At 61.2% G+C, this 20,576-nt stretch carries 19 protein-coding genes; 5 read left to right on the top strand and 14 right to left on the bottom strand.

The features are described from left to right. Positions 1 to 84: 84 nt before the first annotated feature. The 6 genes from QR290_RS04955 to QR290_RS04930 form a co-directional block, all read right to left on the bottom strand. Entirely contained in the window at positions 85 to 1,542 is a 1,458-nt protein-coding gene (locus QR290_RS04955) for a D-aminoacylase (protein WP_289204459.1), read from the bottom strand. A 1-nt stretch (position 1,543) separates the two neighbouring features. Continuing rightward, positions 1,544 to 2,404 carry a MurR/RpiR family transcriptional regulator gene (locus QR290_RS04950; protein ID WP_007953817.1) on the bottom strand — a complete coding sequence of 287 codons (861 nt, stop codon included), beginning with the start codon at positions 2,402 to 2,404 and terminating at the stop codon, positions 1,544 to 1,546. A 15-nt stretch (positions 2,405 to 2,419) separates the two neighbouring features. Beyond that, positions 2,420 to 3,769, bottom strand: coding sequence for a GntP family permease (locus tag QR290_RS04945; protein ID WP_289204458.1), 1,350 nt, complete (start codon positions 3,767 to 3,769; stop codon positions 2,420 to 2,422). Positions 3,770 to 4,080: 311 nt separating this feature from the next. Then, on the bottom strand, positions 4,081 to 4,974 hold the full coding sequence (locus QR290_RS04940) for an NAD-dependent epimerase/dehydratase family protein (RefSeq protein WP_115076469.1): 894 nt from the start codon (positions 4,972 to 4,974) through the stop codon (positions 4,081 to 4,083). Between the two features lie 103 nt (positions 4,975 to 5,077). Continuing rightward, positions 5,078 to 5,989 carry a LysR family transcriptional regulator gene (locus tag QR290_RS04935; protein WP_289204457.1) on the bottom strand — a complete coding sequence of 304 codons (912 nt, stop codon included), beginning with the start codon at positions 5,987 to 5,989 and terminating at the stop codon, positions 5,078 to 5,080. Between the two features lie 60 nt (positions 5,990 to 6,049). After that, the gene (locus QR290_RS04930; RefSeq protein ID WP_289204456.1) at positions 6,050 to 6,640 is read right to left on the bottom strand and encodes an NAD(P)H-dependent oxidoreductase; all 591 of its coding nucleotides are present in this window, start codon (positions 6,638 to 6,640) and stop codon (positions 6,050 to 6,052) included. Between the two features lie 203 nt (positions 6,641 to 6,843). Here QR290_RS04930 and QR290_RS04925 point away from each other — a divergent pair, with 203 nt between their 5' ends. Beyond that, positions 6,844 to 7,158 (top strand): putative quinol monooxygenase, encoded by a 315-nt coding sequence (locus QR290_RS04925; protein WP_289204455.1) that lies wholly within the window; start codon positions 6,844 to 6,846, stop codon positions 7,156 to 7,158. Here the strand turns inward: QR290_RS04925 and QR290_RS04920 are convergent. Then, entirely contained in the window at positions 7,148 to 7,912 is a 765-nt protein-coding gene (locus tag QR290_RS04920) for a sulfite exporter TauE/SafE family protein (RefSeq protein ID WP_289204454.1), read from the bottom strand. The two genes, QR290_RS04925 and QR290_RS04920, sit on opposite strands and share 11 nt — an antisense overlap. Positions 7,913 to 8,161: 249 nt before the next feature. Here QR290_RS04920 and QR290_RS04915 point away from each other — a divergent pair, with 249 nt between their 5' ends. The 3 genes from QR290_RS04915 to QR290_RS04905 all read left to right on the top strand — a co-directional run bounded on the left by QR290_RS04915 (position 8,162) and on the right by QR290_RS04905 (position 10,061). Further along, complete coding sequence (locus QR290_RS04915) at positions 8,162 to 9,043, top strand: LysR family transcriptional regulator (RefSeq protein ID WP_289204453.1); 882 nt, start codon at positions 8,162 to 8,164, stop codon at positions 9,041 to 9,043. Between the two features lie 173 nt (positions 9,044 to 9,216). After that, the gene (locus tag QR290_RS04910) at positions 9,217 to 9,726 is read left to right on the top strand and encodes a flavin reductase (protein ID WP_007953834.1); all 510 of its coding nucleotides are present in this window, start codon (positions 9,217 to 9,219) and stop codon (positions 9,724 to 9,726) included. 59 nt (positions 9,727 to 9,785) lie between these two features. Then, positions 9,786 to 10,061 carry a helix-turn-helix domain-containing protein gene (locus tag QR290_RS04905; RefSeq protein ID WP_289204452.1) on the top strand — a complete coding sequence of 92 codons (276 nt, stop codon included), beginning with the start codon at positions 9,786 to 9,788 and terminating at the stop codon, positions 10,059 to 10,061. Positions 10,062 to 10,113: 52 nt separating this feature from the next. On the opposite strand, the gene QR290_RS04900 is transcribed toward QR290_RS04905, so the two are convergent. From QR290_RS04900 to QR290_RS04870, 7 genes are all read right to left on the bottom strand, one after another. Beyond that, positions 10,114 to 10,671: a chorismate--pyruvate lyase family protein gene (locus tag QR290_RS04900; protein ID WP_115076463.1), complete on the bottom strand. Its 558-nt coding sequence runs from the start codon at positions 10,669 to 10,671 to the stop codon at positions 10,114 to 10,116. A 74-nt stretch (positions 10,672 to 10,745) separates the two neighbouring features. Next, positions 10,746 to 11,111 (bottom strand): ArsR/SmtB family transcription factor, encoded by a 366-nt coding sequence (locus QR290_RS04895; RefSeq protein WP_085713204.1) that lies wholly within the window; start codon positions 11,109 to 11,111, stop codon positions 10,746 to 10,748. Positions 11,112 to 11,241: 130 nt separating this feature from the next. Next, positions 11,242 to 12,693, bottom strand: a complete 1,452-nt coding sequence (locus QR290_RS04890) for an efflux transporter outer membrane subunit (protein ID WP_289204451.1) — start codon at positions 12,691 to 12,693, stop codon at positions 11,242 to 11,244. Between the two features lie 9 nt (positions 12,694 to 12,702). After that, positions 12,703 to 15,780, bottom strand: a complete 3,078-nt coding sequence (locus tag QR290_RS04885; RefSeq protein ID WP_289204450.1) for a MexW/MexI family multidrug efflux RND transporter permease subunit — start codon at positions 15,778 to 15,780, stop codon at positions 12,703 to 12,705. Beyond that, positions 15,777 to 16,877 carry an efflux RND transporter periplasmic adaptor subunit gene (locus tag QR290_RS04880; RefSeq protein ID WP_289204449.1) on the bottom strand — a complete coding sequence of 367 codons (1,101 nt, stop codon included), beginning with the start codon at positions 16,875 to 16,877 and terminating at the stop codon, positions 15,777 to 15,779. The genes QR290_RS04885 and QR290_RS04880 overlap by 4 nt, the downstream gene beginning before the upstream one ends. Positions 16,878 to 17,013: 136 nt before the next feature. Then, positions 17,014 to 18,171: an oxidoreductase gene (locus QR290_RS04875; protein WP_115076459.1), complete on the bottom strand. Its 1,158-nt coding sequence runs from the start codon at positions 18,169 to 18,171 to the stop codon at positions 17,014 to 17,016. A 231-nt stretch (positions 18,172 to 18,402) separates the two neighbouring features. Further along, positions 18,403 to 19,278: an NAD(P)-dependent oxidoreductase gene (locus QR290_RS04870; RefSeq protein WP_289204448.1), complete on the bottom strand. Its 876-nt coding sequence runs from the start codon at positions 19,276 to 19,278 to the stop codon at positions 18,403 to 18,405. Positions 19,279 to 19,433: 155 nt separating this feature from the next. Between QR290_RS04870 and QR290_RS04865 the strand changes: the two genes are divergently transcribed. Further along, positions 19,434 to 20,570 (top strand): LLM class flavin-dependent oxidoreductase, encoded by a 1,137-nt coding sequence (locus QR290_RS04865; RefSeq protein WP_289204447.1) that lies wholly within the window; start codon positions 19,434 to 19,436, stop codon positions 20,568 to 20,570. Positions 20,571 to 20,576 lie beyond the last annotated feature (6 nt).

The raw sequence follows: 20,576 nt of genomic DNA, 5'->3' as shown, positions 1-20,576 counted from the left end.
AGCCGGGGTGGATGTCAGCAATTCGGCTTGGTGATGGCTTTCTTTAATTGCAATGTGCCATCACCGTGACGCAGTCAGCAAAATTCAACGAAAGCCGTCGCGCAGATCGCCCTGGCGCGCGAGGAACCGCCCTGGTCTCTGGCCGTTGGCCTGACCGTCGCGGTAACTCAAAACACCATTGATCCATACACCCTCGATACCTTGGGCGGCGCGTTGCGGGTCGTTGAAATCCGCCACGTCACGCACGGTCGCCGGGTCGAACAACACCAGATCCGCCCAGTGTCCTTCACGAATCTCGCCCCTTTCCTTCAAGCCGAAACGCGCTGCCGACAGACCGGTCATCTTGTGCACCGCGGTATGCAGCGGAAACAGCCCGACATCACGGCTGAAATGGCCGAGCACCCGTGGGAAAGCACCCCACAGACGCGGATGCGGGAACGGGTCTTCCGGCAGACCATCAGAGCCGACCATCGACAGTGGATGAGCGAGGATCCGGCGCACGTCGTTCTCGTCCATCCCGTAATACACCGCGCCCGCCGGTTGCAGGCGTTTGGCGGCGTCGAGCAACGACAGGTTCCATTCGGCGGCGATATCCATCAGGTCGCGACCGCCCATCTCAGAATGCGGCGTCGACCAGGTGATGGTGATGCGGTGGGCGTCGGTGACCTGCTTCAGGTCCAGGGTCGAAGAGCTCGCCGCATACGGGTAGCAATCGCAGCCGACCGGATGAGTTTTCGCCGCCTCTTCCAGCGAAGAGAGCAACTGCGGACTGCGCCCCCAGTTACCGGCACCAGCACATTTGAGGTGGGAAATGATCACCGGCGACTGCGCGTGGAGTCCGATACGGAAGGCCTCGTCCATCGCCTCCAGCACCGGTTCGAATTCACTGCGCAAATGCGTGGTGTACACCGCGCCGAACGCATTCAATTCTTCGGTCAGTTGCATGACTTCTTCGGTGGAAGCCGAGAACGCACTGGCATACGCCAGACCTGTGGATAAACCGAGGGCGCCCGCCTCCAGGCTTTCACGCAACTGCTCGCGCATCGCGCTGATTTCATCGTCGGTGGCGGTGCGAAACAGATCATCAAGATGATTGCTGCGCAGCGCCGTATGCCCGACCAGCGCCGCGACGTTCAGCGTGGTGTTGGCCGCTTCCACCGCTGCGCGGTAATCGCTGAAACGCGGATAAACAAAAGCTGCTGCCGAGCCGAGCAGGTTCATCGGATCCGGCGGATCACCGCGTAAACTGACCGGCGCCGCACTGATCCCGCAGTTGCCGACAATCACCGTGGTCACGCCCTGGCTGAGCTTGGGCAGCATTTGTGGCTGGCGGATCACCACGGTGTCGTCATGGGTATGCACGTCGATGAAACCCGGCGCCAGCACACGGCCGGCGGCGTCAATTTCCTCGGTGGCGCGGGCCTCGCGCAAATCGCCGATCTGCGCGATGCGGCCATCGAGGATCGCCACGTCGGCGGTATAACCGGGGCTGTTGCTGCCGTCGATGACCAGGGCGTTGCGAATCAGGGTGTCGTACAGCATGTCAGTCTCCCAGCGGCAGGTGATCGTCGCCGCCACGGTATTCGTCGAGGGCGAGTTTGATCCGCCGCAGACGTTCTTGATTGTCTTCAGGATTGGCCAGCGCCAGCTCGGTGGCCAGCACGTCGATGGCGAGCAGCATGCCGTAGCGCGCCGCCGTCGGTTTGTAGATGAACGAGGTCTCGGCGCCTTGCAGCGGCAGGACGATATCGGCCAGTTCCGCCAGTGGCGAGTCGGCGCGGGTGATGGCGAGAATCCGTGCGCCGTAGTTGCGCGCCAGCGCCACGGTTTCCAGCAACTCCGGGGTGATGCCGGTCAGCGAACAGACAATCACCACCTGCTCGGCGCTGAGGCTGGCGGCGGTGACGCGCATCATCACCGCGTCGTGGCACACCGCAATCGGGTAGCCGAGACGCACCAGCCGCACTTGCAACTCATCGCTGCACAGGGTCGAGCAACCGCCGATGCCGAAGGCGTGGATCATCCGCGCCTGACCCAGCAGTTTCACCGCATCGGCGAAGCGCGATTCGTCGAACGCCGCCAGATGCTGGCGCAGGGTGGTTTCAATATCGCCGACGATCTGCCCGTAAAACGCCGACTGTTCGGGCGTGCCCGCCGGGTCGAGGAAACGGCTGCCGACGCCACTGGCCTGGGCCAGTTGCAGGCGCAGGTCGCGCAGGTCACGGCAACCGACGGTGCGGGCGAAGCGCGACAGCGTGGCGGTGCTGACTTCAGCCCGCTGGGCCAGCTCTTCGAGGCTGGCGGAGGCGGCAAATCCTACGTCGTCGAGCATCAGACGGGCGATGCGTCCTTCACCGGCGCTGAAGGAATCCTGACGGGCGCGGATCTGATAAAGGATGTCCATGGCGGAAAACTCCGACTACAGCAGGTAAGAAAGACCGACGGTCAAGGCGAAAGCGACAACCGAGATCAGGGTTTCCAGCACCGTCCAGGTCTTGAACGTCTGGGCCACCGTCATGTTGAAGTATTCCTTGATCAACCAGAAGCCGCCGTCGTTGACGTGGGAAAAGATAACCGAGCCCGCGCCGGTCGCCAGCACCAGCAGTTCCGGGTGTGGATAACCCAGACCGATGGCCACTGGCGCGACTACACCGGAAGCTGTGGTCATCGCCACGGTCGCTGAACCGGTGGCGATGCGCATCAACGCGGCGAACAACCAGCCCATGATCAGCGGTGAAAGGTGAAATTCGTGAGCCAGGCCGACGATCTGATCGGTGACGCCGGCGTCCACCAGAATCCGGTTCAGACCGCCACCGGCGCCCACCAACAAGGTGATGCTGGCGGTCGGTGCCAAGCATTCGTTGGTGAATTTGAGGATCGATTCCCGGTTGAAACCCTGCGCAATGCCGAGCGTCCAGAAACTCAACAGCGTCGCCAGCAACAGCGCGATCACCGAGTTGCCGATGAACAACAGGAACTGATTGAAGCCGCTGCCCGGCGTGGAAATCAGGTTGGCCCAGCCGCCGATCAGCATCAGCACCACCGGCAACAGAATGGTCGCCATGGTGATGCCGAAACCCGGCAGGCTGTCGCGAGGTTCGCGTTCGAGGAATTGTTTTTCCAGCGGGTTATCCGCCGGCAACTGAATGCGCGGCACGATGAATTTGGCGTACAGGGGGCCGGCAATGATCGCCGTCGGAATACCGATGGCAATCGCATAAAGCAAGGTCTGCCCGACCGACGCCTGATAAGCCTGCACCGCCAGCATCGCCGCCGGGTGCGGCGGCACCAGCGCATGCACCACCGACAGCCCCGCGACCATCGGCAAACCGACCATCAGAATCGACACGCCAACCCGCCGCGCCACCGTGAAGGCAATCGGCACCAGCAACACGAAACCGACTTCGAAAAACAGCGGAAGCCCCACCAGAAACGCAATGCACACCATCGCCCAATGCGCGTTCTTCTCGCCAAAACGCTCGATCAACGTGCGCGCCATCTGCTCGCCCCCGCCAGACTCGGCCATCATCTTGCCGAGCATAGTCCCCAGCGCCACCACCAGCGCAATGTGCCCCAGTGTCTTGCCCACCCCGGCCTCATACGCCCCCACCACGCCGGACGGTGGCATCCCCGCCACCAGCGCCAGGCCGATGGAAATCAGGGTGATGACAATGAACGGATTGAGCCGGTAACGGGCGATCAGAACGATCAGGGCAATGATGGCAACGGCGGCGTACACCAGCAGCCAATAGCCGAAGGACGGTGTCATGCGGTACTCCTCGAAAGGGTCACGTTCGAATGGGTTGTGAAACTCATAAATCATTTCGAGATCGAGTTTTCAAACGAAGTGAAAGTAATTTTCGTGGAGGGATAAGGGTTGTCGTTTTTGGATATGTCTTGTCGCGAATAATGAAAATTCACGGGTGGGATTTACATGGTTGAGGGATAACAAAAAAATTGTGGGAGCCAGCCTGCTGGCGATGACGATGCCACATCCGACAGTTATGTCGAATGATCAACCGCTATCGCCAGCAGGCTGGCTCCCACAGGTTCAGTGGCGTTCACATGTTCAACGTGAACTCACACCATTTCGTTACGAATCCATTCAACCACCGACGTGCGCTTCGGCGCCCAGCCCAGCAGTTCGCGGGCATGTTTGCCGCGTACGCGGCTGTTGGAGCCGAGGCCGTAGTTGGCCATTTCGTAGCCCCACTCGGCTTCGGCGTCTTTCAGTGGCCAGTCTTGTGGCTCGCCGAGGTTCAGGGCCTGGGCCATGGCAGTGGTCATGTCGATGAACGACGCTTCGCCGCTTTCGACGAAGTAGAAGGTGCCCGGGACGTTTTTGGTCAGGGCCAGCAGGTACAGCGCCACCACGTCTTCGATGTGCACGTTGGACCAGATGTTCTGCCCCGTGCCGACGTGACGCACCACGCCGCTTTTGCGGGCCTGTTTCAGCAGACGCGGCAGTTGCACGCTGTCGCGATTGACGCCCAGGCTGTGGCCGTAGATCAAGGTGTTGCAGATGACGGCCGAGTTCACGCCGTCCTTCGCTGCGGCGAGGATCAGGTTGTCGATGGCCACCCGTGCGGCCTTGTCGACGGTCGGCTCCGGCAGGTTGTCTTCGAAGTAGATGACGTCGCTGGATTTGCCGCCCGACGCATCGCCGACGATGCTCGAACCGCTGGTGTGCAGGAACACTTTGTTCGAGCCGCGCAGGGCATCGAGCAAGGCTTCGACCGCGCCGCGATGGTCGCTGCTGGCGGCGTTGATCACGGCGTCGGCGGCGCGGGCCTGTTCGGCCAGCAATGCGTTGTCGTCGAGGGTGCCGATCACCGGGGTGATGCCCAGTGCTTTCAGCTCATTGGCCTGTTCGGCGCTGCGTACAAGACCGGTGACGGTGTGGCCGGCCTGGACCAGACCGGTGGCGATGGAGCCGCCGATAAAACCGGCAGCGCCGGTGACGAATACGTTCATGGAGAAACTCCCTGCGTGAGTAAGTGATGCAACGAGTATCGACCGCCGAGCCCGGTGGAAAAACCCGCCCACAACCAAATCACTGTTGCGCAGGGGTCACGAATCAGCCTTTGAAATCGGCACTGGCGTAAGCCGCCAGTTTGCTCTGGATAAAGTCCAGGAAGCACTGGATGCGTAGCGCCAATTGCGAGTTGCGGTAGTACACCGCGTTGATCGGCTGGCGATAACCGCTGTTGAATTCCGCCAGCAACACCTTGAGGCGCCCGGCGCGAATGTCGTCGATGGTCATGAAATGCGAGAGGCAGGCAATGCCCTGGCCTTCCAGCGCCAGATGGCGAACCGTCTCGCCGCTGGAGGCACTGATCGCCGGGGTGATCGGCCAGCGGTCGCCGTGCACGAAGCGCAGCGGCCATTGGTTGAGGCCTTCGTTCTGGGTGAAGCCGAGCAAGGTGTGCTCGCTCAGATCAGCCACTTGCAGCGGCTCGCCGTGTTTTTCCAGATAGGCGGGACTGGCGACGATCAGCAGCGGACTGCAACCCAGCGAACGGGCATGCAATGTCGAATCGGCGAGGGTGCCGATGCGGATGGCGACGTCGGTGCTTTGTTCCAGCAGGTCAATGATCAGGTCGTTGCTGTTGAGTTCGAGCTGGATGTCCGGGTAGAGCCGCCGGAATTCGTCGATGTACGGCACGATGGCGTGGAGCATGAACGGTGACGCGGCGTTGATGCGCAGCCGTCCTGATGGCGTCTGCTGACGCGAGGACAGGCGCTCTTCGAGTTGATCCATCTGGTCGAGGATCAACTTGGCCTGTTCGAAGAAATACTTGCCCTCCTCGGTCAGGTCCATGCGCCGGGTCGTGCGGTTGATCAGCGTGGTGTCGAGTTTGGCTTCTAACCGCGACAGCGTGCGGCTGACCGCCGACGGCGTCTGTCCGACCTGCTCGGCGGCGGCGGAGATCGAACCGCATTCGATCACGCAGACGAAAATCTGCAACTCATCGGATCTGGCTTTCACGGGTGTCCTCGAATCGAAAGGCCTGCTGCGCAAGCTCAGGCCTTCGATAGTAGCCGAGCGTCAGGCCTTGAGGCCAAACACCTCGGTCAGATGCTGCTCGTAACGCGCCACATCCGCTTCGATGTTCGGGCGTTTCATCACGTCCACGCAGAGGAACGTCGGCAGGCCCGTCATGCCGAGGAACTCGTTGGCCTTGTGGAACGGGAAGTACACCGCGTCCACGCCTTTGGCTTCGAAGAAGTCGGTCGGGTCATCGAACGCCTGCTGCGGCGCGTTCCAGGTCAGCGACAGCATGTACTGCTTGCCGTGGATCAGACCGCCGCTGCCGTACTTCTGCGACGAATCGGAACGGGTGCGACCGTCGCTGGCGTACAGGCTGCCGTGGCCTTCGGTGAAGACTTCGTCGATGTACTTTTTCACGGTCCACGGTGCGCCCATCCACCAGCCCGGCATCTGATAAATGATCACGTCGGCCCAAAGAAATTTCGCGACTTCTTCGGCGATGTCGTAACCCTCGTCGATGAAGGTGGTCTTGACGTCGACACCGCCGCGATCCAGCACGCTCAGCGCCGCTTCGTGCAGGGTGGTGTTGTAGCGACCGTCGGAGTGGGCGAATTTTTTACCGCCATTGAGCAACAGCACTTTTTTCATGGGAGAGCCTCGATCGGATTCCGATGCGCAGCGCAGAGCGCTGGATGGAGAAGGGGAAAAATTGAATGGCGGCAGATTAGCGATCCGCCTAGCGCGGAATAAGCACCGCTTGCGCAAAATTCATTTGAGTAAAACGCACGAATCGAATGCCGATTGTTGCCGTAGGATTGGCCGCCATCCGAATCTGAATGGAGTTTTTTGCGATGAGCGAACGCCAGGGTTTTATCCTGCACGCCAAGACCCGCCCGGAAAAAGCCGAGGCTTTCGAAGCGTTTTTCCGCGCCTACGTCGAACCGAGCCGCGCCGAACCCGGCTGCATCGAGTACCACATGCTGCGCGACAAGGAAGACCCGAGCCTGTTCATCTTCTACGAGATCTGGGAAAGCCAGGCGCATCTGGACGTGCACTCGAACCTGCCGCACATGCAGCAGTTCCTGGCCCGGCGCATGGAGTATCTGGAGCGGGATTTCGATATCCGCCCGATTGAAATGCTCAGCGCGTCATCCGCTAACCGCTGATCAGCAGATGGGCGCCGAGCGCGCCCAGACCGATGAAAAACACCCGCTTGAACAGCACGGCGCTGATGCGCTGACGCAGCCATTGGCCGAGCAACATGCCGAGCACCGCCGGGATCAGGGCCAGCAGCGAAGCGCTCAGTTCCGCGCCGCCGAGCGACCCGCGCCAGAGCAATCCGCCGGCCAGCGCCAGGGTCGACACGGTGAAGGACAGGCCCAGCGCCTGCACCAGTTCATCGCGGCTCAAGCCCAGGGCCTGCATGTACGGGACGGCGGGAATCACGAATACGCCAGTGGCCGAAGTGATGACGCCGGTGATCACGCCACAGAGTGGGCCAAGCCGCGGTTCATGGCGGCGACTGACACTCAGCGTCGGCAGGAACAATCCGCTCAGCGCATAGAGCAACAACGCTGCGCCGAGCCCGCGCACCACCCAATGCCCGCCTGCCATGCCGATCCACAAGGTGCCGATGGCCGTGCCGAGGAAGATCGCCAGCAGCATCGGCCACAAGCGTTTCACCAGCCCGCGCAAATGACCGCCGAATGCCAGTTGCCAGACGTTGGTGAGAGTTGCCGGAATGATCAGCAACGCCGCAGCCTGCGACGGTGCCATAGCCAGACCGAGCAGCCCCATGGCGACGGTGGGCAGGCCGAGGCCGATCACGCCCTTGATCATGCCGGCAACGACGAAGGTCGCTATCACCAGTAATGAAAGGGCCAGACCGAGGTTTTGATAGAAATCTGCGAGTGCGTTCATGGCAATACTGTGCGCTTGCGTGGGTGAGCTGAAAATCTGTCATACACTGAGGCTGCCTCTTTCAGTACAAGAGGCTTGTAGATTCTTCGCGGCCACCCCACCGTCCTCTTCGCGGGCAAGCCCGCTCCCACAGTGTTTGTGTTGCACGCAGAACTTGTGTTCGACATCGGACCTGTGGGAGCGGGCTTGGTCCGGGCGGCGATCCGACGATGAGGCCGGGACTGACACCACTGATATTGAGGCTGCCCCATGCACTTCGACCTCACCGACCTGCGCCTCTATTTGCACATCCTCGACAGCGGCAACATCACCGCTGGTGCCGCCCGCAGTCACCTTTCGCTGGCGGCGGCCAGTGCGCGGATCCGGGCGATGGAGGCTTCGCTGGGCACCGAGTTTCTTGAGCGCGGGCGCCGTGGCGTCACACCGACGCCGGCCGGCAAGGCACTGGCCCAACATGCGCGGGTGATGCTGCAACAAGCCGAACGCCTGCAACAGGATCTGGCCGAGTACGCCCGCGGCGTCAAAGGCCAGGTGCGCCTGCTGTGCAACACCACGGCGCTCAGCGAATACCTGCCGGAGGTGCTGGCGGATTTTCTGCGGGAGCATCCTAATCTCGACATCGATCTGCAGGAACTGCCCAGCGCCCGCATCACGCATGCCTTGCGTCAGGGCGCGGCGGATCTGGGCATTGTGTCCGACGCGATCGACACCACCGACTTGCAGACCCGAGCCTTTCGCGATGATCCGCTGGTGCTGATTCTGCCCCCGGAGCATCCGCTGTCTGACGCGAGCGAAGTCAGTTTCAGCGACGCCCTGCGTCACGATTTCGTCGGACTGCATGCTGACAGCGCGCTGGCGGTGTACCTGGAAGAACAGGCCCTGCACAGCGGCTCGCGGATGCAGATCCGCATCCGCGCCGATGGTTTCGACGGGGTGATGCGCATGGTGGCCCGAGGTGCCGGGCTGGGCATCGTGCCGCTGGCGGCGGTTCAGCGCGCCACGCCGCAAGCCTTCAAGACCCTGCCGATGAATGAAGGCTGGGCCAGGCGCAAACTGTTGCTGTGCGCCCGCGACTTCGCCGCGTTGCCACCCTATGCCACAGCCTTGTTGCAAGCCTTGGCACTCCCGTGAACATGTTCTTTTCATCGGCAAAATAAGGCACAAGGAATAGCTTGCAAGGTACGCATACATACGTACTATATCGCCAGAGCGAACGTGTTGCCCGATACCCGTTTTCGCACAACGACAACGGACAAGGAAGAACGGATCGGCTCCATTAAACCTACATGGAATGAGGTGACGCGATGGTTGATTCAACGGAGTTTCGTAATGCAATGGCGATGCTGGGGAGTGCCGTCACCATCGTCACGACCGATGGCCCTGCGGGGCGATTCGGCTTTACCGCGTCGGCGGTATGCAGCGTGACGGATTCACCGCCCACGCTGCTGGTGTGCGTCAATCGCTCGTCGTCCAATCACGAGCATTTCAAGACCAATGGCGTGCTGTGCGTGAACGTCCTGACCGGCGATCACCAGTCGACCTCCGGCGCGTTCGCCAATCGGCAGTTGAGCATGCAGGAGCGTTTTTCCAGCGTGAATTGCCAGACCCTGAAAACCGGTTCGCCGGTGATCGAAGAGGCGCTGGTCAGCCTCGATTGCCGGGTCAGCAAGGTCGACGAGGTCGGCACTCACAGCATCTTCTACTGTGAAATCCTCGAGCTGCAGCAACACAGCGAGGCCACGGAAGGCCTGGTCTATTTCAACCGCAGTTACTACCGTCTGAACGACGAACTGCGCCTGGCACCCGAGCAGTGATCCAGACACCCGCCGGCCTCGGCTGACACTGGCCGGCGGGTCATGACAAGGATGTAATCATGCTATTCAATGAAGACCACTTCGCGGATATCGACCTGAACCTGATCATCATTTTCCTGGTGCTGTTCCGCGAACGCAGCGTGTCACGCACGGCCGAGCGCCTGCACGTCAAACAACCCGCCATCAGCGGATCGCTGGCACGGCTGCGCAAGCGGTTCGATGATCCGTTGTTTCTGCGTTCATCCAGAACCATGCACCCGACCTCGAAAGCCGAGCAACTGGCGCAGGCGCTGACGCCCGCCATCAAGCAGATCGAAGCGGTGATCCGACTCTGAAAAACCGGCGAAAAAAAACCTGCGGGAGTGAACGCCCGCAGGTTTTTTTTCATCAGGCCGACTTGAGCGCCTGAGCGTATTCAACCCGTGCCCAGAACGCCGGCAAAAAGCACTCGCTGACCAGCAGCGCCGAGCCATTGCGGGTGAAACGCGAACGTCGGGCCAGCAGACGTTTGGCCTGTGGCGCGAAGCGATAGGACAGCGCCGCCAACGGTGCGCCGGGGGGCAGCAAGGCGCACTGGAAGGGCTCGCGCAGGGTCTGCTCCGACGTGTAGAGAATCTCGGCCAGCGGTCGACGGCCATAGCCGTTCAGATCCGCCCAGTCGCCGTTCAGCGCCGGCACGCTGGTCAGGCTGCGCGCGGTGACGCAGGCCTCGCCATCGAGTTTCATCACCACTTCGCGCACCCAGCCGAGGGTGGCCGGCGGCACGTTCAGCGCCTGCGCTTCTTCAGGATTGAGCGGGCCATGGGACTGCTCGACGACTTCGATTGAATAATCGCCCATGGCTTTCAGACGCGGGGTCAGTGCCCCGGGCAAAAACAGCCAGTGATGCTCGGAGCCGGTCAATTCCGACAGCGGTCGCGATGACCAGTAATGACTTGTATCCATACCCGCTCACACCTTCCTGGTGATGGTGAATTGTTGGTTGCCGTGGAAGGCCAACCCTTCACCGGCGGTGTCTGTCACTCGGTTCCGTTTTCTTCGGTCACTTCGTGTTTGCTGATGACGCTGATGGTCTGTTCATCGGTCTTGACCGCCGACAGCAGCGAGTCGAGCAATCCCGGAAAACGCACGTCCATGTCTTCACGACGCAGGGACAACAGGTTTTCCCGACCGTAAGGGCGCTGCCAAATCAGACCGCTGTCGCGCAGAACCCGCCAGTGGTGGGTCATGGTCGACTTCGATGCACCCTTGAGGATCCGGCCGCATGGATGTTCCTGGCCATCGGACAACACTTTCAACACGGTCAGGCGTAGCGGACTTCCCAATGCGTTCAGCACATTTTCCAGAAGGATCTGATCCTGATTGGGATGATTCGGGACGTTCATAGGTAGGTACCCTTGATGATATAGGCGGGAAAAATCCGTCTTGTATTCGTCTATACGAGAACAGTAAGACTATACACAAGATGCTTTTTCCCCGCGACAGCCGCCCCGAGGGCGGCGTCCCGCAAAACAACTACAAATCGCTGCTCTGCGCTGTCTCCAGCGCGGGCGCCTGAAACCCGCCGCCCAGCGCCGCCATCAACGAAACCGAGCTGTCGATGTGCTTGCTGTTGAGGAAGGCCAGGCGCATTTCGTCCTGGATCAATTGTTGCTCGATGTTCAGCGCGTCGAGGAACGTGTCCTCCCCCGCCTTGTAGCGCGACTGCGACAGATCGTAAGACGACCGGGCAATAGAACAGGCATCGCGCTGCACGACGATTTGCTGCTCGAAAGAACGCAACTGCGTCACCGAAATCGCCACCTCGTGCAGGGCCGAATTCAACACCCGGTTGTACTGCGCGATCGAGCTGTCGAGTTCGGCATTGCCGGCCTTCAGATCCGAGCGCAGACGTCCCGCATCGAAGATCGGCAGCGACACCGTTGGCGCCACGTTCCAGAATTTGCTGACCCCGGCAAACAGCGCATCACCGGTCAACGCATGGGAACCCGCCGCCGCCACCAGATTGATGTTCGGGTAGAACGTGGTCTTCACTGCCTCGACATTCTTGGTCTCGGCCTCCACGCGCCAACGCGCAGCGACGATGTCCGGACGACGGCCCAACAGTTGAGCCGGCAACTGCGCCGGCAAAGCCACCACACTCGCTTGCAGATTCGATGGCCGCTCAAGCGTGTGCGCACGGTCGACGCCCTTGCCGATCAGCGCCGACAATTGCAGACGAGCGATCTCAATGTCTTCGTTGGCACCGATCAGGGTCGATTCCGAACGCGCCTTGAGGCTCTGCACCTGCTTGAGTTGCGACAGATTGTCGAGGCCCGAGCCGTAACGTGAATCCGTCAGCTCCACCAGTTTGCTCAGGCGTTCCAGATCCCGTTGATTGAGCTCCGAGACCTGCCACGCATACGCCAACTGGTTGTAGGCCTTGACCACGTTGGTCGCCAGAATCAGCCGCGACGATTGCAGATCGACTTCCGCCGCCCTTGCGCTGTTGAGCGCCGATTCCCAAGCGGCACGCTGGCCGCCCCAGAGGTCGAAGGTGTAGCTGAAATTCACCGCCAGATTGCGTGCGGTGAAATACTTGTGGCCCTCACCGCTATAGTCCTCGAAGCGCGACAGCCGACCGCGAGTGACACCCGCCGACGCGTCCATTTCCGGATAACGTTCGGCATCGCGCAGGTCGAGAAATGCGTTGGCCTTTGCGACCCGGGCAGCGACTTCCTGCAGGTCCGGGTTGTTGGCATACGCCTCTTCAATCAATGCGCCCAGATGCGGATCACCCAGCGATGTCCACCAGTCCGCACGCGGCCATTGGGCAGGCGGCAACTTGTCTTTCAGGCTGTCGGACGGCGCATCGCCGACCGCCAGCAACTGGCCCTGATGATCGATCCCGGCGTAGTTCACACAACCCGCCGCCAACAGGATGGACGCCGCCAGCGGCGCCAGCATCAAACGTGTAATCGAATGCATGTCACGTCCTCACAGGATGGGTTGCGGCACACCGGCCGATTCGGCTTCGGGTGCGTGGCTCGGTTGCTTGATCGAACTGAGCAGCGTGTACACCGACGGCAGGATGAACAGGGTGAACAAGGTGCCGATCAGCATCCCCACCACAATCACCAGGCCTAGGCCGAAGCGGCTGTTGGCGCCGGCACCGCTGGCAAACAACAGCGGCGCGAGTCCGACCACCATCGCCGCAGTCGTCATCAGGATCGGCCGCAGACGCACCTGCGCGGCGTGCTGGATCGCTTGCACGCGGTCCATGCCTTGCTGGCGCTGCAACTCGTTGGCGAATGCAACCATCAGGATCCCGTGCTTACTGATCAGACCGATCAGCGTGATCAGGCCGATCTGCGTGTAGATGTTCATCGACGTCATGCCCAGCGCCAGCGGCACCAGGGCCCCGCAGATCGACAGCGGCACGCTGATCAGAATGATGAACGGGTCGCGGAAGCTCTCGTATTGCACGCTCAGCACCAGATAAATGATCACCAGAGCCAGGCCGAAGGTGAACGCCAGGCTGTTGCCTTCCTGCACGTATTGGCGGGCGTCGGACTGCCAGTCGAAACTGAAGCCGGCCGGGAAACCTTCCGATTGTTTTTGCAGGAAGCCCACCGCATCACCCAACGTCACGCCCGGCGCCGGAATGGCCTGGAACGTGGCGGAGTTCTGCTGGTTGAACTGGGTCAGGCGATTCGGCTCGACCTTGACGCTGAGGGTGGCCAGCGTCGACAGCGGCACCGGGTTGCCCTTCTGATCCTTCACGTAATAGAGCTTCAGGGTTTCCGGGGTCAGGCGATCCGCCGACACCGATTGCGGGATCACGTCATAGGAACGGCCGTGAAACGAGAACCGGTTGACGTACTTCTCGCCGATCAGGCTGTTCAGCGTTTCGCCAATGTCCTGCATGCGGATGCCCAGGGCGTTGGCCTTGGCCCGGTCAACTTGGATTTCCACCACCGGGTTGTTGAAGTCCAGATCACTATCGACCACTGCGAACAGACCGCTGGCTTGCGCCGCCTGTTTGAGCTGATCCATCACGTTGTACAGCGCCAGATAATCCTGATCGCTGCGGATCACCATCTGCACCGGCAGGCCACCGGTAGAGCCCGGCAGCGGCGGCATCTGGAACACGAAAATGCTCGTGCCTTCGATCTGGTTCACCCGCGCCTGCAAGTCAGGCTGGATGGTGTTGGCGTCGCGGCCGCGCTTTTCCCAGTCCACCAGGTTGATCCCGCCGACGCTGTTGGACAGGCCATCGGAACCGTTCGCCACCCAGTTGCTGTAGCCCTCGGGGATTTCGTTGAAGGTCTTGTACAGCTCGTGGGCGTAGGCCTCGAGGTAATTCAGGTTGGCGTGCTGCGGTGCCTTGATTGCGGTCAGCAGGATGTTCTGGTCTTCCAGCGGCGCCAGTTCGGTCTGCGCCGAGCGATAGAGGAACGGCAGGCTGAAGAAGATCACCAGCGCCACGCTCAGGCTGATCCAGCGCCGCGCCAGCGAACCACCAAGCAGCGCGCCATACCGACGGGACAGGTACTGGAAGAAACGATCCGCCTTCACCGCCATGAAACCTTCGCTGGTTTTCGCGTCCAGCAGACGGGTACTCATGATCGGCGACAGGGTCAGGGCGACGATGCCGGAAATCACCACGGCGCCGGCCAGGGTCAGTGCGAACTCCTTGAACAGCGTGCCGGTGAGGCCGCCCATCAGACCGATTGGCGCGTACACCGCGGCCAGGGTGAAGGTCATCGCCACCACCGGCCCGGCCACTTCACGGGCGCCGATCAGTGCCGCGTCGAACGGCGTCTTGCCCTCTTCGATGTGACGGTGGACGTTTTCCACCACGACGATGGCGTCGTCCACCACCAACCCGATGGCGAGCACCATGGCAAGCAAGGTCAGCAGGTTGAGGCTGAAGCCGAACATCTGCATCAGCATCGCCGCGCCGAGCATCGACAGCGGGATGGTCACCAGCGGAATCAGCACGGTGCGGAACGTGCCCAGGCACAGGTAAATCACCAGCACCACGATCACCAACGCTTCGAGCAGGGTGTAGCTCACCTCGTCGATCGACGACTGAATGAAGTGCGCCACTTCGAACGGGATCTGCACGGTCACGCCCGGTGGCAGGGTTTCCTGGATCTGCGGCAGCAATTCACGCACACGTTTGACGATGACCAGCGGGTTGCCGGTCGGTGCCGCGTCCAGACCGAGGAACAGCGCCGGCACATCGCTCATCGCGCCGCTGGTGTCGGTGGAGGCGGCGTTCAACTCCACGGTGCCGACGTCACGCACACGGATGATGTGGCCGTTGTCGTTGCGCAGCACCATGTCGCGGAAATCTTCGACGCTGTTCAGGTCAGTATTGACCCGCAGGTTGCTGACCACGTACAGGCCTTTGACCTGACCCGGTGCTGCCTGGAAGTTGTTGCCCTCGATGGCCGCCGACACGTCTTGCCCGGTCATGCCGTAACCGGCCAGACGCTGCGGATCGAGCCACAGGCGCATGGACAGTTTCTGCTCGCCCATGATGTTGATCTTGGCCACGCCTTCGATGCCGGCGAACATCGGTTCGACGACGCGGGAGATGTAATCCGACATCTCCGGAATGGTCAGGTTGGAGCTGGCGAACGCGACGTAGGCCACGCTGGTGAAGCCGCCGGACGTGCGTTCCACCACCGGGTCGTACGCGTCCTTCGGCAAGCGGTATTTGATCTGGTTGACCTTGGCCATGACCTCGGTCAGCGCCGCGATGGAGTCACTGTTGAGTGCCATGCGGATCGTCACCTGGCTGCGGCCCTGGGTCGAGGCTGACGACAGATAGTCGATGCCCTCGACCGAGGCCACGGCCTGGCTGATCGGCTGCGTGACGAAGCCTTGCATCAGCTCCGAAGAGGCGCCGGGGTACTGGGTCGTGACCGTGATGGTCGACGTCTCCAGCATCGGGTACTGGCGGATCGGCAGGTTCATCAGCGCGCGCACCCCGAACAGCAGGATCAGCGTGCTGACCACCACGGCCAGCACCGGGCGGCGAAGAAAGAGGTCGGTGAAATTCATTTTTCCAGCCCACTGAGTTTAAGAGCAATCGTGTCCGGCACGCCTTCCACCGCCACGCCGTCGTGGAGCTTGAGCTGACCGGACGTCACCACTTGCACGCCTTCGGTCAGGCCCTTGTCGACCACCGCCCAGCCATCGCGGCGCTCGCCGACCTTGATGCTTTCGCGCTTGACCTTCTGCATGCCGGCCTCGTCGGTGTAGACCGAGAACACGCTTTCGCCGTAGGCGTTGTAGGTGATCGCGGTTTCAGGGATCAGCAGCTCGGCGGTCTGCGGCAGGGTCACCGAGACCCGTGCATACATGCCGGGACGCAGGCGTTTTTGCGTGTCGGTGATGACGGCTTGCACGTTGATGGTGTGCGACTGGTTGATCTGCGGATCGACCGCGACGATCTTGCCGGCGAAGGTCACATCACCCCAGGCATCGACCTTGGCCTGTACGGTCTGGCCCAGTTGCACTTGCGAGCCATCGCGCTCGGCGAGGGTGAAGTTGACGCGCAGCAGGCCTGGATCGGTCAAGGTCGCCACCGCGCTACCGGCTTGCAGGTATTGGCCCAGATGCGCCTGGCGAATGCCGAGGGTGCCGGCGAACGGTGCACGAATGTGGCGTTGAGCGATCTGCGCCTGCATGCGCTCCATGTCGCCTTTGGCCGCGTCGTATTGAGCGCGGGCACTGTCGAAGGCGCGACGGCTTTCGGCGCCGGTCTTGGCCAGTTCCTGGACCCGGGCAAATTGAGCCTTGGCCGACTCGTACTCGCCTTTCAGGCGCACCAGTTCACCTTGCTCCGGCGCATCGTTGAGTTTGAGCAGCACCTGCCCCGCCTTCACTTCATCGCCGGACTCGAAATCGATGTCCACCACTTTGCCGCTGACTTCAGCCGACACCAGCACCTGACGCTGGGCTTCAAGTTTGCCGATGGCTTCGAGGTAGTAGGTGTACGGTTGTTTCTTGACCACGGCCAGACCGACCCGGGTGCTGGGGATCCGTTGCTCGGCCGCCGCCGGTGGCGGCGACCAGAAACGCCAGCCCAGTGCAGCGGATAACACCACCACAAGAACAATAAAGATCAGCGACTTGATAATGTTTCGAGCAAGCATGTGGCACTCCCTTGACTCTTTGCTGCGAGCACAAAAGTTTGAGTTTTAAGAAAATAAAGGTGCAACTTAAGGGCGGGCGCGTTATCGATCCCTGTGAACTTTCACTTGTAAACGCGCCCGCTCTATTTATCCGTTGTTACGCCGCGGCCAGTACGTTGGTTTTATCCAGGTAGTACTTGCCGATACCGTGCAAGTTCAAAGGCGACAGTGTGAAGTGCTTCGAACCGGTGTGGATATCGCGGAAGCAACGCTCCAGGAAGTGCGACTTGTAGACGGCTTTGGAACCGGCCATCGAGTAGATCTGGTTGACCGCATTGACCGAGTTCTCGGTCAGCACCGAGGCTGCCAGGCCGACGCGGGCGCTGACCGGTTCGCCGATGGTTTCACCGCGGTTGATGACCTGGTGGATCGCATCTTCCAGCAGCAGTTGTGCGGTGTGCACCGAGGAGATGGCGCGACCGGTCTTCTCGAAGATCACCCCTTCCAGACCCGGATCGGTGTTCACGGCGCGGTCATTTCGGAAATGATCGACCGCCGCCCGGGCCACGCCCAGCACGGTGGACATCGCCGCCAGGGTGCCGAACTCGTAGTAACCGGTGGCGTAGGCCCGGGAGCTGCGCGCTTCGGGGGATTGCTTGAGGGTTTCGACGTCCAGCGAGAAGGACTTGTGGACGATCACGCTGGAGCACTGGAAGTGATGGCTGCCGGTGCCGCGCATGCCCAGGGTGTCCCAGGTCGGCAGGATGGTGCACTGGCTGGCGGGCACGAAGAACATCCGCACTTCGGGAGTGGTGTTGTTTTCGGTGCCTTTGACCGTGGCGGTGCAGACCAACCAGTCAGCGTGGGCCGAGCCACTGGCGAACGCCCATTTGCCGCTCAGCAGGTATTCGTCGCCCATCGGCAGCGCCTCGCCACCGGAGTGGATGGCGCCGATCACGAAACCGTCGCAGTGGTTGTAGATCGCTTCGGAAGTGGCTTCCGGCAGGTAGTCCGACAGGCGCCCCATCGCCACTTGCACCGCCAGCTGCCAGGACAGCGAAGCGTCAAACCGGGCGAATTCCAGCAGCAGGGCCGAGGTGGTCTGGATATCGACCTGAGACCCGCCGAACGCCTTGGACACCGAAGTTCGGCCAAAACCATCCTTGAAGAATCGGGACATCACATCCTTGTGCGTCGCATTTGTCTGCTCGCTGTAATCGCGGTGCTGAATAATCAGCGGATTCAGTGCACGCACCTTCTCGAGCCATTCATTGGATTCGGAGGGAAGGCTGTTCCATTGCATTAGATTTTTCATAACGGCTCCTAGCTATTATTTATTTACGATCAGCAGACGAAAAAACAGACAGAACTTTTTATTGTTGTTAAACCCCGATAAAAATGTACGTCTACAGTCGTACATTTGACAAGCACTATTATCAGACTTCTTTCATTTCCCAATAAAAGAGCAATCACTTTCCGACAATAAGGCAAGGCGCAAGAGGCCAACGTAACTTGCGAACAAGTTACGCTGCTTGTATCTATTTGATTACTTCACGCCGGCGCGCCGGTCACTGACTTTCGACAGTGAGGCCCAGTCCTGATCGGCCTGACCATGGGCCATGCCGTCCAGCAGGTTGTCCTTCAACACGCTGGCAAACGGCAGCGGCACCTGCGCCGCTTCACCGGCTTCCAGCGCCAGGCGTACATCCTTGAGGCCCAGCGACAATTTGAAACCGGCCGGCTCGAACTTTTCATCGACCATCAGCTTGCCGTAGCCCTGATAGACCGGCACGGCGAACAGGGTCGAGGTGATCATTTCGATGAACGCCTCGCGACTGATGCCGTAACCGCCGGCCAGGGTCGAGGCTTCGGCCAGGGACTCGATTGCCGACGCGATCATAAGATTGGCCGACAGTTTGGCAGCGCAGGCTACTTCGGCCGTGTCGCCAAACGTCCAGGTCTTGCGCCCCAGCACATCGAACAGCGGCTGAACCCGGGCCAGTGCTTCGGCGGGACCCGAGGCGAGAATATTGAGATTGCCGGCAGCCGCCACATCGACCCGCCCCAGCACCGGTGCCGACACGTAACCGACGCCGCGCGCTTCATGCACGGCCGCCAGCTCCTTGGCCAGCGCCACGGACACCGTGGACATGTTGACGTGAACGCTGCCGGCCCGCAGACCGTCCAGTGCCTTGGCATCGAAGAACACCGAGCGGATCGCCGTGTCATCGCCGAGCATCGAAATCAGCACCTCGGCCTGCGCCGCCAGTGCCGGTGTCTCGACAGGTTCGGCGCCGGCCTCGGCCAATGCTTCCAGCGGCGCCGACGAACGATTCCACACGCGGACCCGATGCCCGGCTTTCAGCAGGTTCAGCACCATCGGTGCGCCCATCGTGCCCAGACCGATAAATCCCAGTTCCATGTCGCGTTCCTCTCTCGATCAGGTCTTCAAGTCCGTTTGTGCAATGACCCATGTTTGCGATTGTACGTGTACAGGCGTACATTTCAAGTGCCGCGATGATTCATTCTTCGCGGCAAGGGTTTCAAACACACCTTTACCCAAGGCAAGGAGGCTTTATGCAATTCGGGATCTACACCGTTGGCGACGTCACACAAGACCCTACCAACGCCCGTACCCCCAGCGAATCCGAGCGCATCCAGGCCACCCTGCAAATTGCGCAGAAGGCCGAAGACATCGGACTGGACGTGTTCGCCACCGGCGAGCACCACAATCCCCCGTTCATCACCTCCTCTCCCACCACGCTGCTGGCCTACATCGCAGCCAAGACCCAACGCATCATTCTCTCGACGTCCACCACCCTGATCAGCACCAACGATCCGGTGCGTCTGGCCGAAGAATATTCGCTGCTGCAGAACCTCTGCGGCGGCCGCATGGACCTGATGCTCGGCCGCGGCAACACCGCGCCGGTCTATCCCTGGTTCGGCAAGAGCATCGCCGACGGTCTGCCACTGGCGATGGAAAACTATCGCCTGCTGCACCGGCTCTGGCGCGAAGAAGACCTCAACTGGAGCGGACGCTTTCGCACCCCGCTGAAAAACTTCACCTCGATCCCGCGGCCCCTCGATGACCTGCCGCCCTTCGTCTGGCACGGCTCGATCCGCACCCCGGAAATCGCCGAGCAGGCCGCGTATTACGGCGACGGTTTTTTCGCCAGCCACATCCTCTGGCCCCGTGAGCATTTCATGGCGCTGGTCGAGTTCTACCGCGCGCGCTTTGCCCACTATGGCCATGGCACGCCGGAGCAGGCGATCGTCGGTCTCGGCGGGCACATTTTCATGCGTCGCAACTCGCAGGATGCGCGCCGTGAATTCCGTCCCTACTTCGACAACGCCCCGGTGTACGGCCATGGCCCGTCCTTGGAAGAGTTCATGGAAATGACCCCGCTGGCCGTCGGCAGCCCACAGGAAATCATCGACAAGACCCTGACCTTCCGCGAGTACTTCGGCGACTATCAGCGCCAGCTGTTCCTGTTCGACCATGGCGGCATTCCGCTGAAGACCGTGCTGGAACAACTCGACATATTCGGCAAGGAAGTCTTGCCGGTGCTGCGTGAAGAAACCCGCAAACGCTGCTCGCCGCTGGCGGCCGAAGCGCCGACACATGCCAATCGCCTGGCCCGTTTGCAAACCCCGTCGACCGAACCAAGCGCCACGGTCAAAGCTGCCCAACTCGACAGCGTGACCGGCCACTGAACCTGT

The sequence above is a fragment of the Pseudomonas fluorescens genome (assembly GCF_030344995.1).
Classification (GTDB): Bacteria; Pseudomonadota; Gammaproteobacteria; order Pseudomonadales; family Pseudomonadaceae; genus Aquipseudomonas; species Aquipseudomonas fluorescens_BF.
The sequence above is the reverse complement of the archived record's forward strand: the minus strand, read 5'-3'. Positions and strand labels throughout refer to the sequence as shown.

What these genes read in the sequence shown, in the direction of transcription:
- QR290_RS04955 (WP_289204459.1), bottom strand. Translation starts at nt 1,542, where the DNA reads ATGCTGTACGACACCCTGATTCGCAACGCCCTGGTCATCGACGGCAGC.
- QR290_RS04950 (WP_007953817.1), bottom strand. Translation starts at nt 2,404, where the DNA reads ATGGACATCCTTTATCAGATCCGCGCCCGTCAGGATTCCTTCAGCGCC.
- QR290_RS04945 (WP_289204458.1), bottom strand. Translation starts at nt 3,769, where the DNA reads ATGACACCGTCCTTCGGCTATTGGCTGCTGGTGTACGCCGCCGTTGCC.
- QR290_RS04940 (WP_115076469.1), bottom strand. Translation starts at nt 4,974, where the DNA reads ATGAACGTATTCGTCACCGGCGCTGCCGGTTTTATCGGCGGCTCCATC.
- QR290_RS04930 (WP_289204456.1), bottom strand. Translation starts at nt 6,640, where the DNA reads ATGAAAAAAGTGCTGTTGCTCAATGGCGGTAAAAAATTCGCCCACTCC.
- QR290_RS04925 (WP_289204455.1), top strand. Translation starts at nt 6,844, where the DNA reads ATGAGCGAACGCCAGGGTTTTATCCTGCACGCCAAGACCCGCCCGGAA.
- QR290_RS04920 (WP_289204454.1), bottom strand. Translation starts at nt 7,912, where the DNA reads ATGAACGCACTCGCAGATTTCTATCAAAACCTCGGTCTGGCCCTTTCA.
- QR290_RS04915 (WP_289204453.1), top strand. Translation starts at nt 8,162, where the DNA reads ATGCACTTCGACCTCACCGACCTGCGCCTCTATTTGCACATCCTCGAC.
- QR290_RS04910 (WP_007953834.1), top strand. Translation starts at nt 9,217, where the DNA reads ATGGTTGATTCAACGGAGTTTCGTAATGCAATGGCGATGCTGGGGAGT.
- QR290_RS04905 (WP_289204452.1), top strand. Translation starts at nt 9,786, where the DNA reads ATGCTATTCAATGAAGACCACTTCGCGGATATCGACCTGAACCTGATC.
- QR290_RS04900 (WP_115076463.1), bottom strand. Translation starts at nt 10,671, where the DNA reads ATGGATACAAGTCATTACTGGTCATCGCGACCGCTGTCGGAATTGACC.
- QR290_RS04895 (WP_085713204.1), bottom strand. Translation starts at nt 11,111, where the DNA reads ATGAACGTCCCGAATCATCCCAATCAGGATCAGATCCTTCTGGAAAAT.
- QR290_RS04890 (WP_289204451.1), bottom strand. Translation starts at nt 12,693, where the DNA reads ATGCATTCGATTACACGTTTGATGCTGGCGCCGCTGGCGGCGTCCATC.
- QR290_RS04885 (WP_289204450.1), bottom strand. Translation starts at nt 15,780, where the DNA reads ATGAATTTCACCGACCTCTTTCTTCGCCGCCCGGTGCTGGCCGTGGTG.
- QR290_RS04880 (WP_289204449.1), bottom strand. Translation starts at nt 16,877, where the DNA reads ATGCTTGCTCGAAACATTATCAAGTCGCTGATCTTTATTGTTCTTGTG.
- QR290_RS04875 (WP_115076459.1), bottom strand. Translation starts at nt 18,171, where the DNA reads ATGAAAAATCTAATGCAATGGAACAGCCTTCCCTCCGAATCCAATGAA.
- QR290_RS04870 (WP_289204448.1), bottom strand. Translation starts at nt 19,278, where the DNA reads ATGGAACTGGGATTTATCGGTCTGGGCACGATGGGCGCACCGATGGTG.
- QR290_RS04865 (WP_289204447.1), top strand. Translation starts at nt 19,434, where the DNA reads ATGCAATTCGGGATCTACACCGTTGGCGACGTCACACAAGACCCTACC.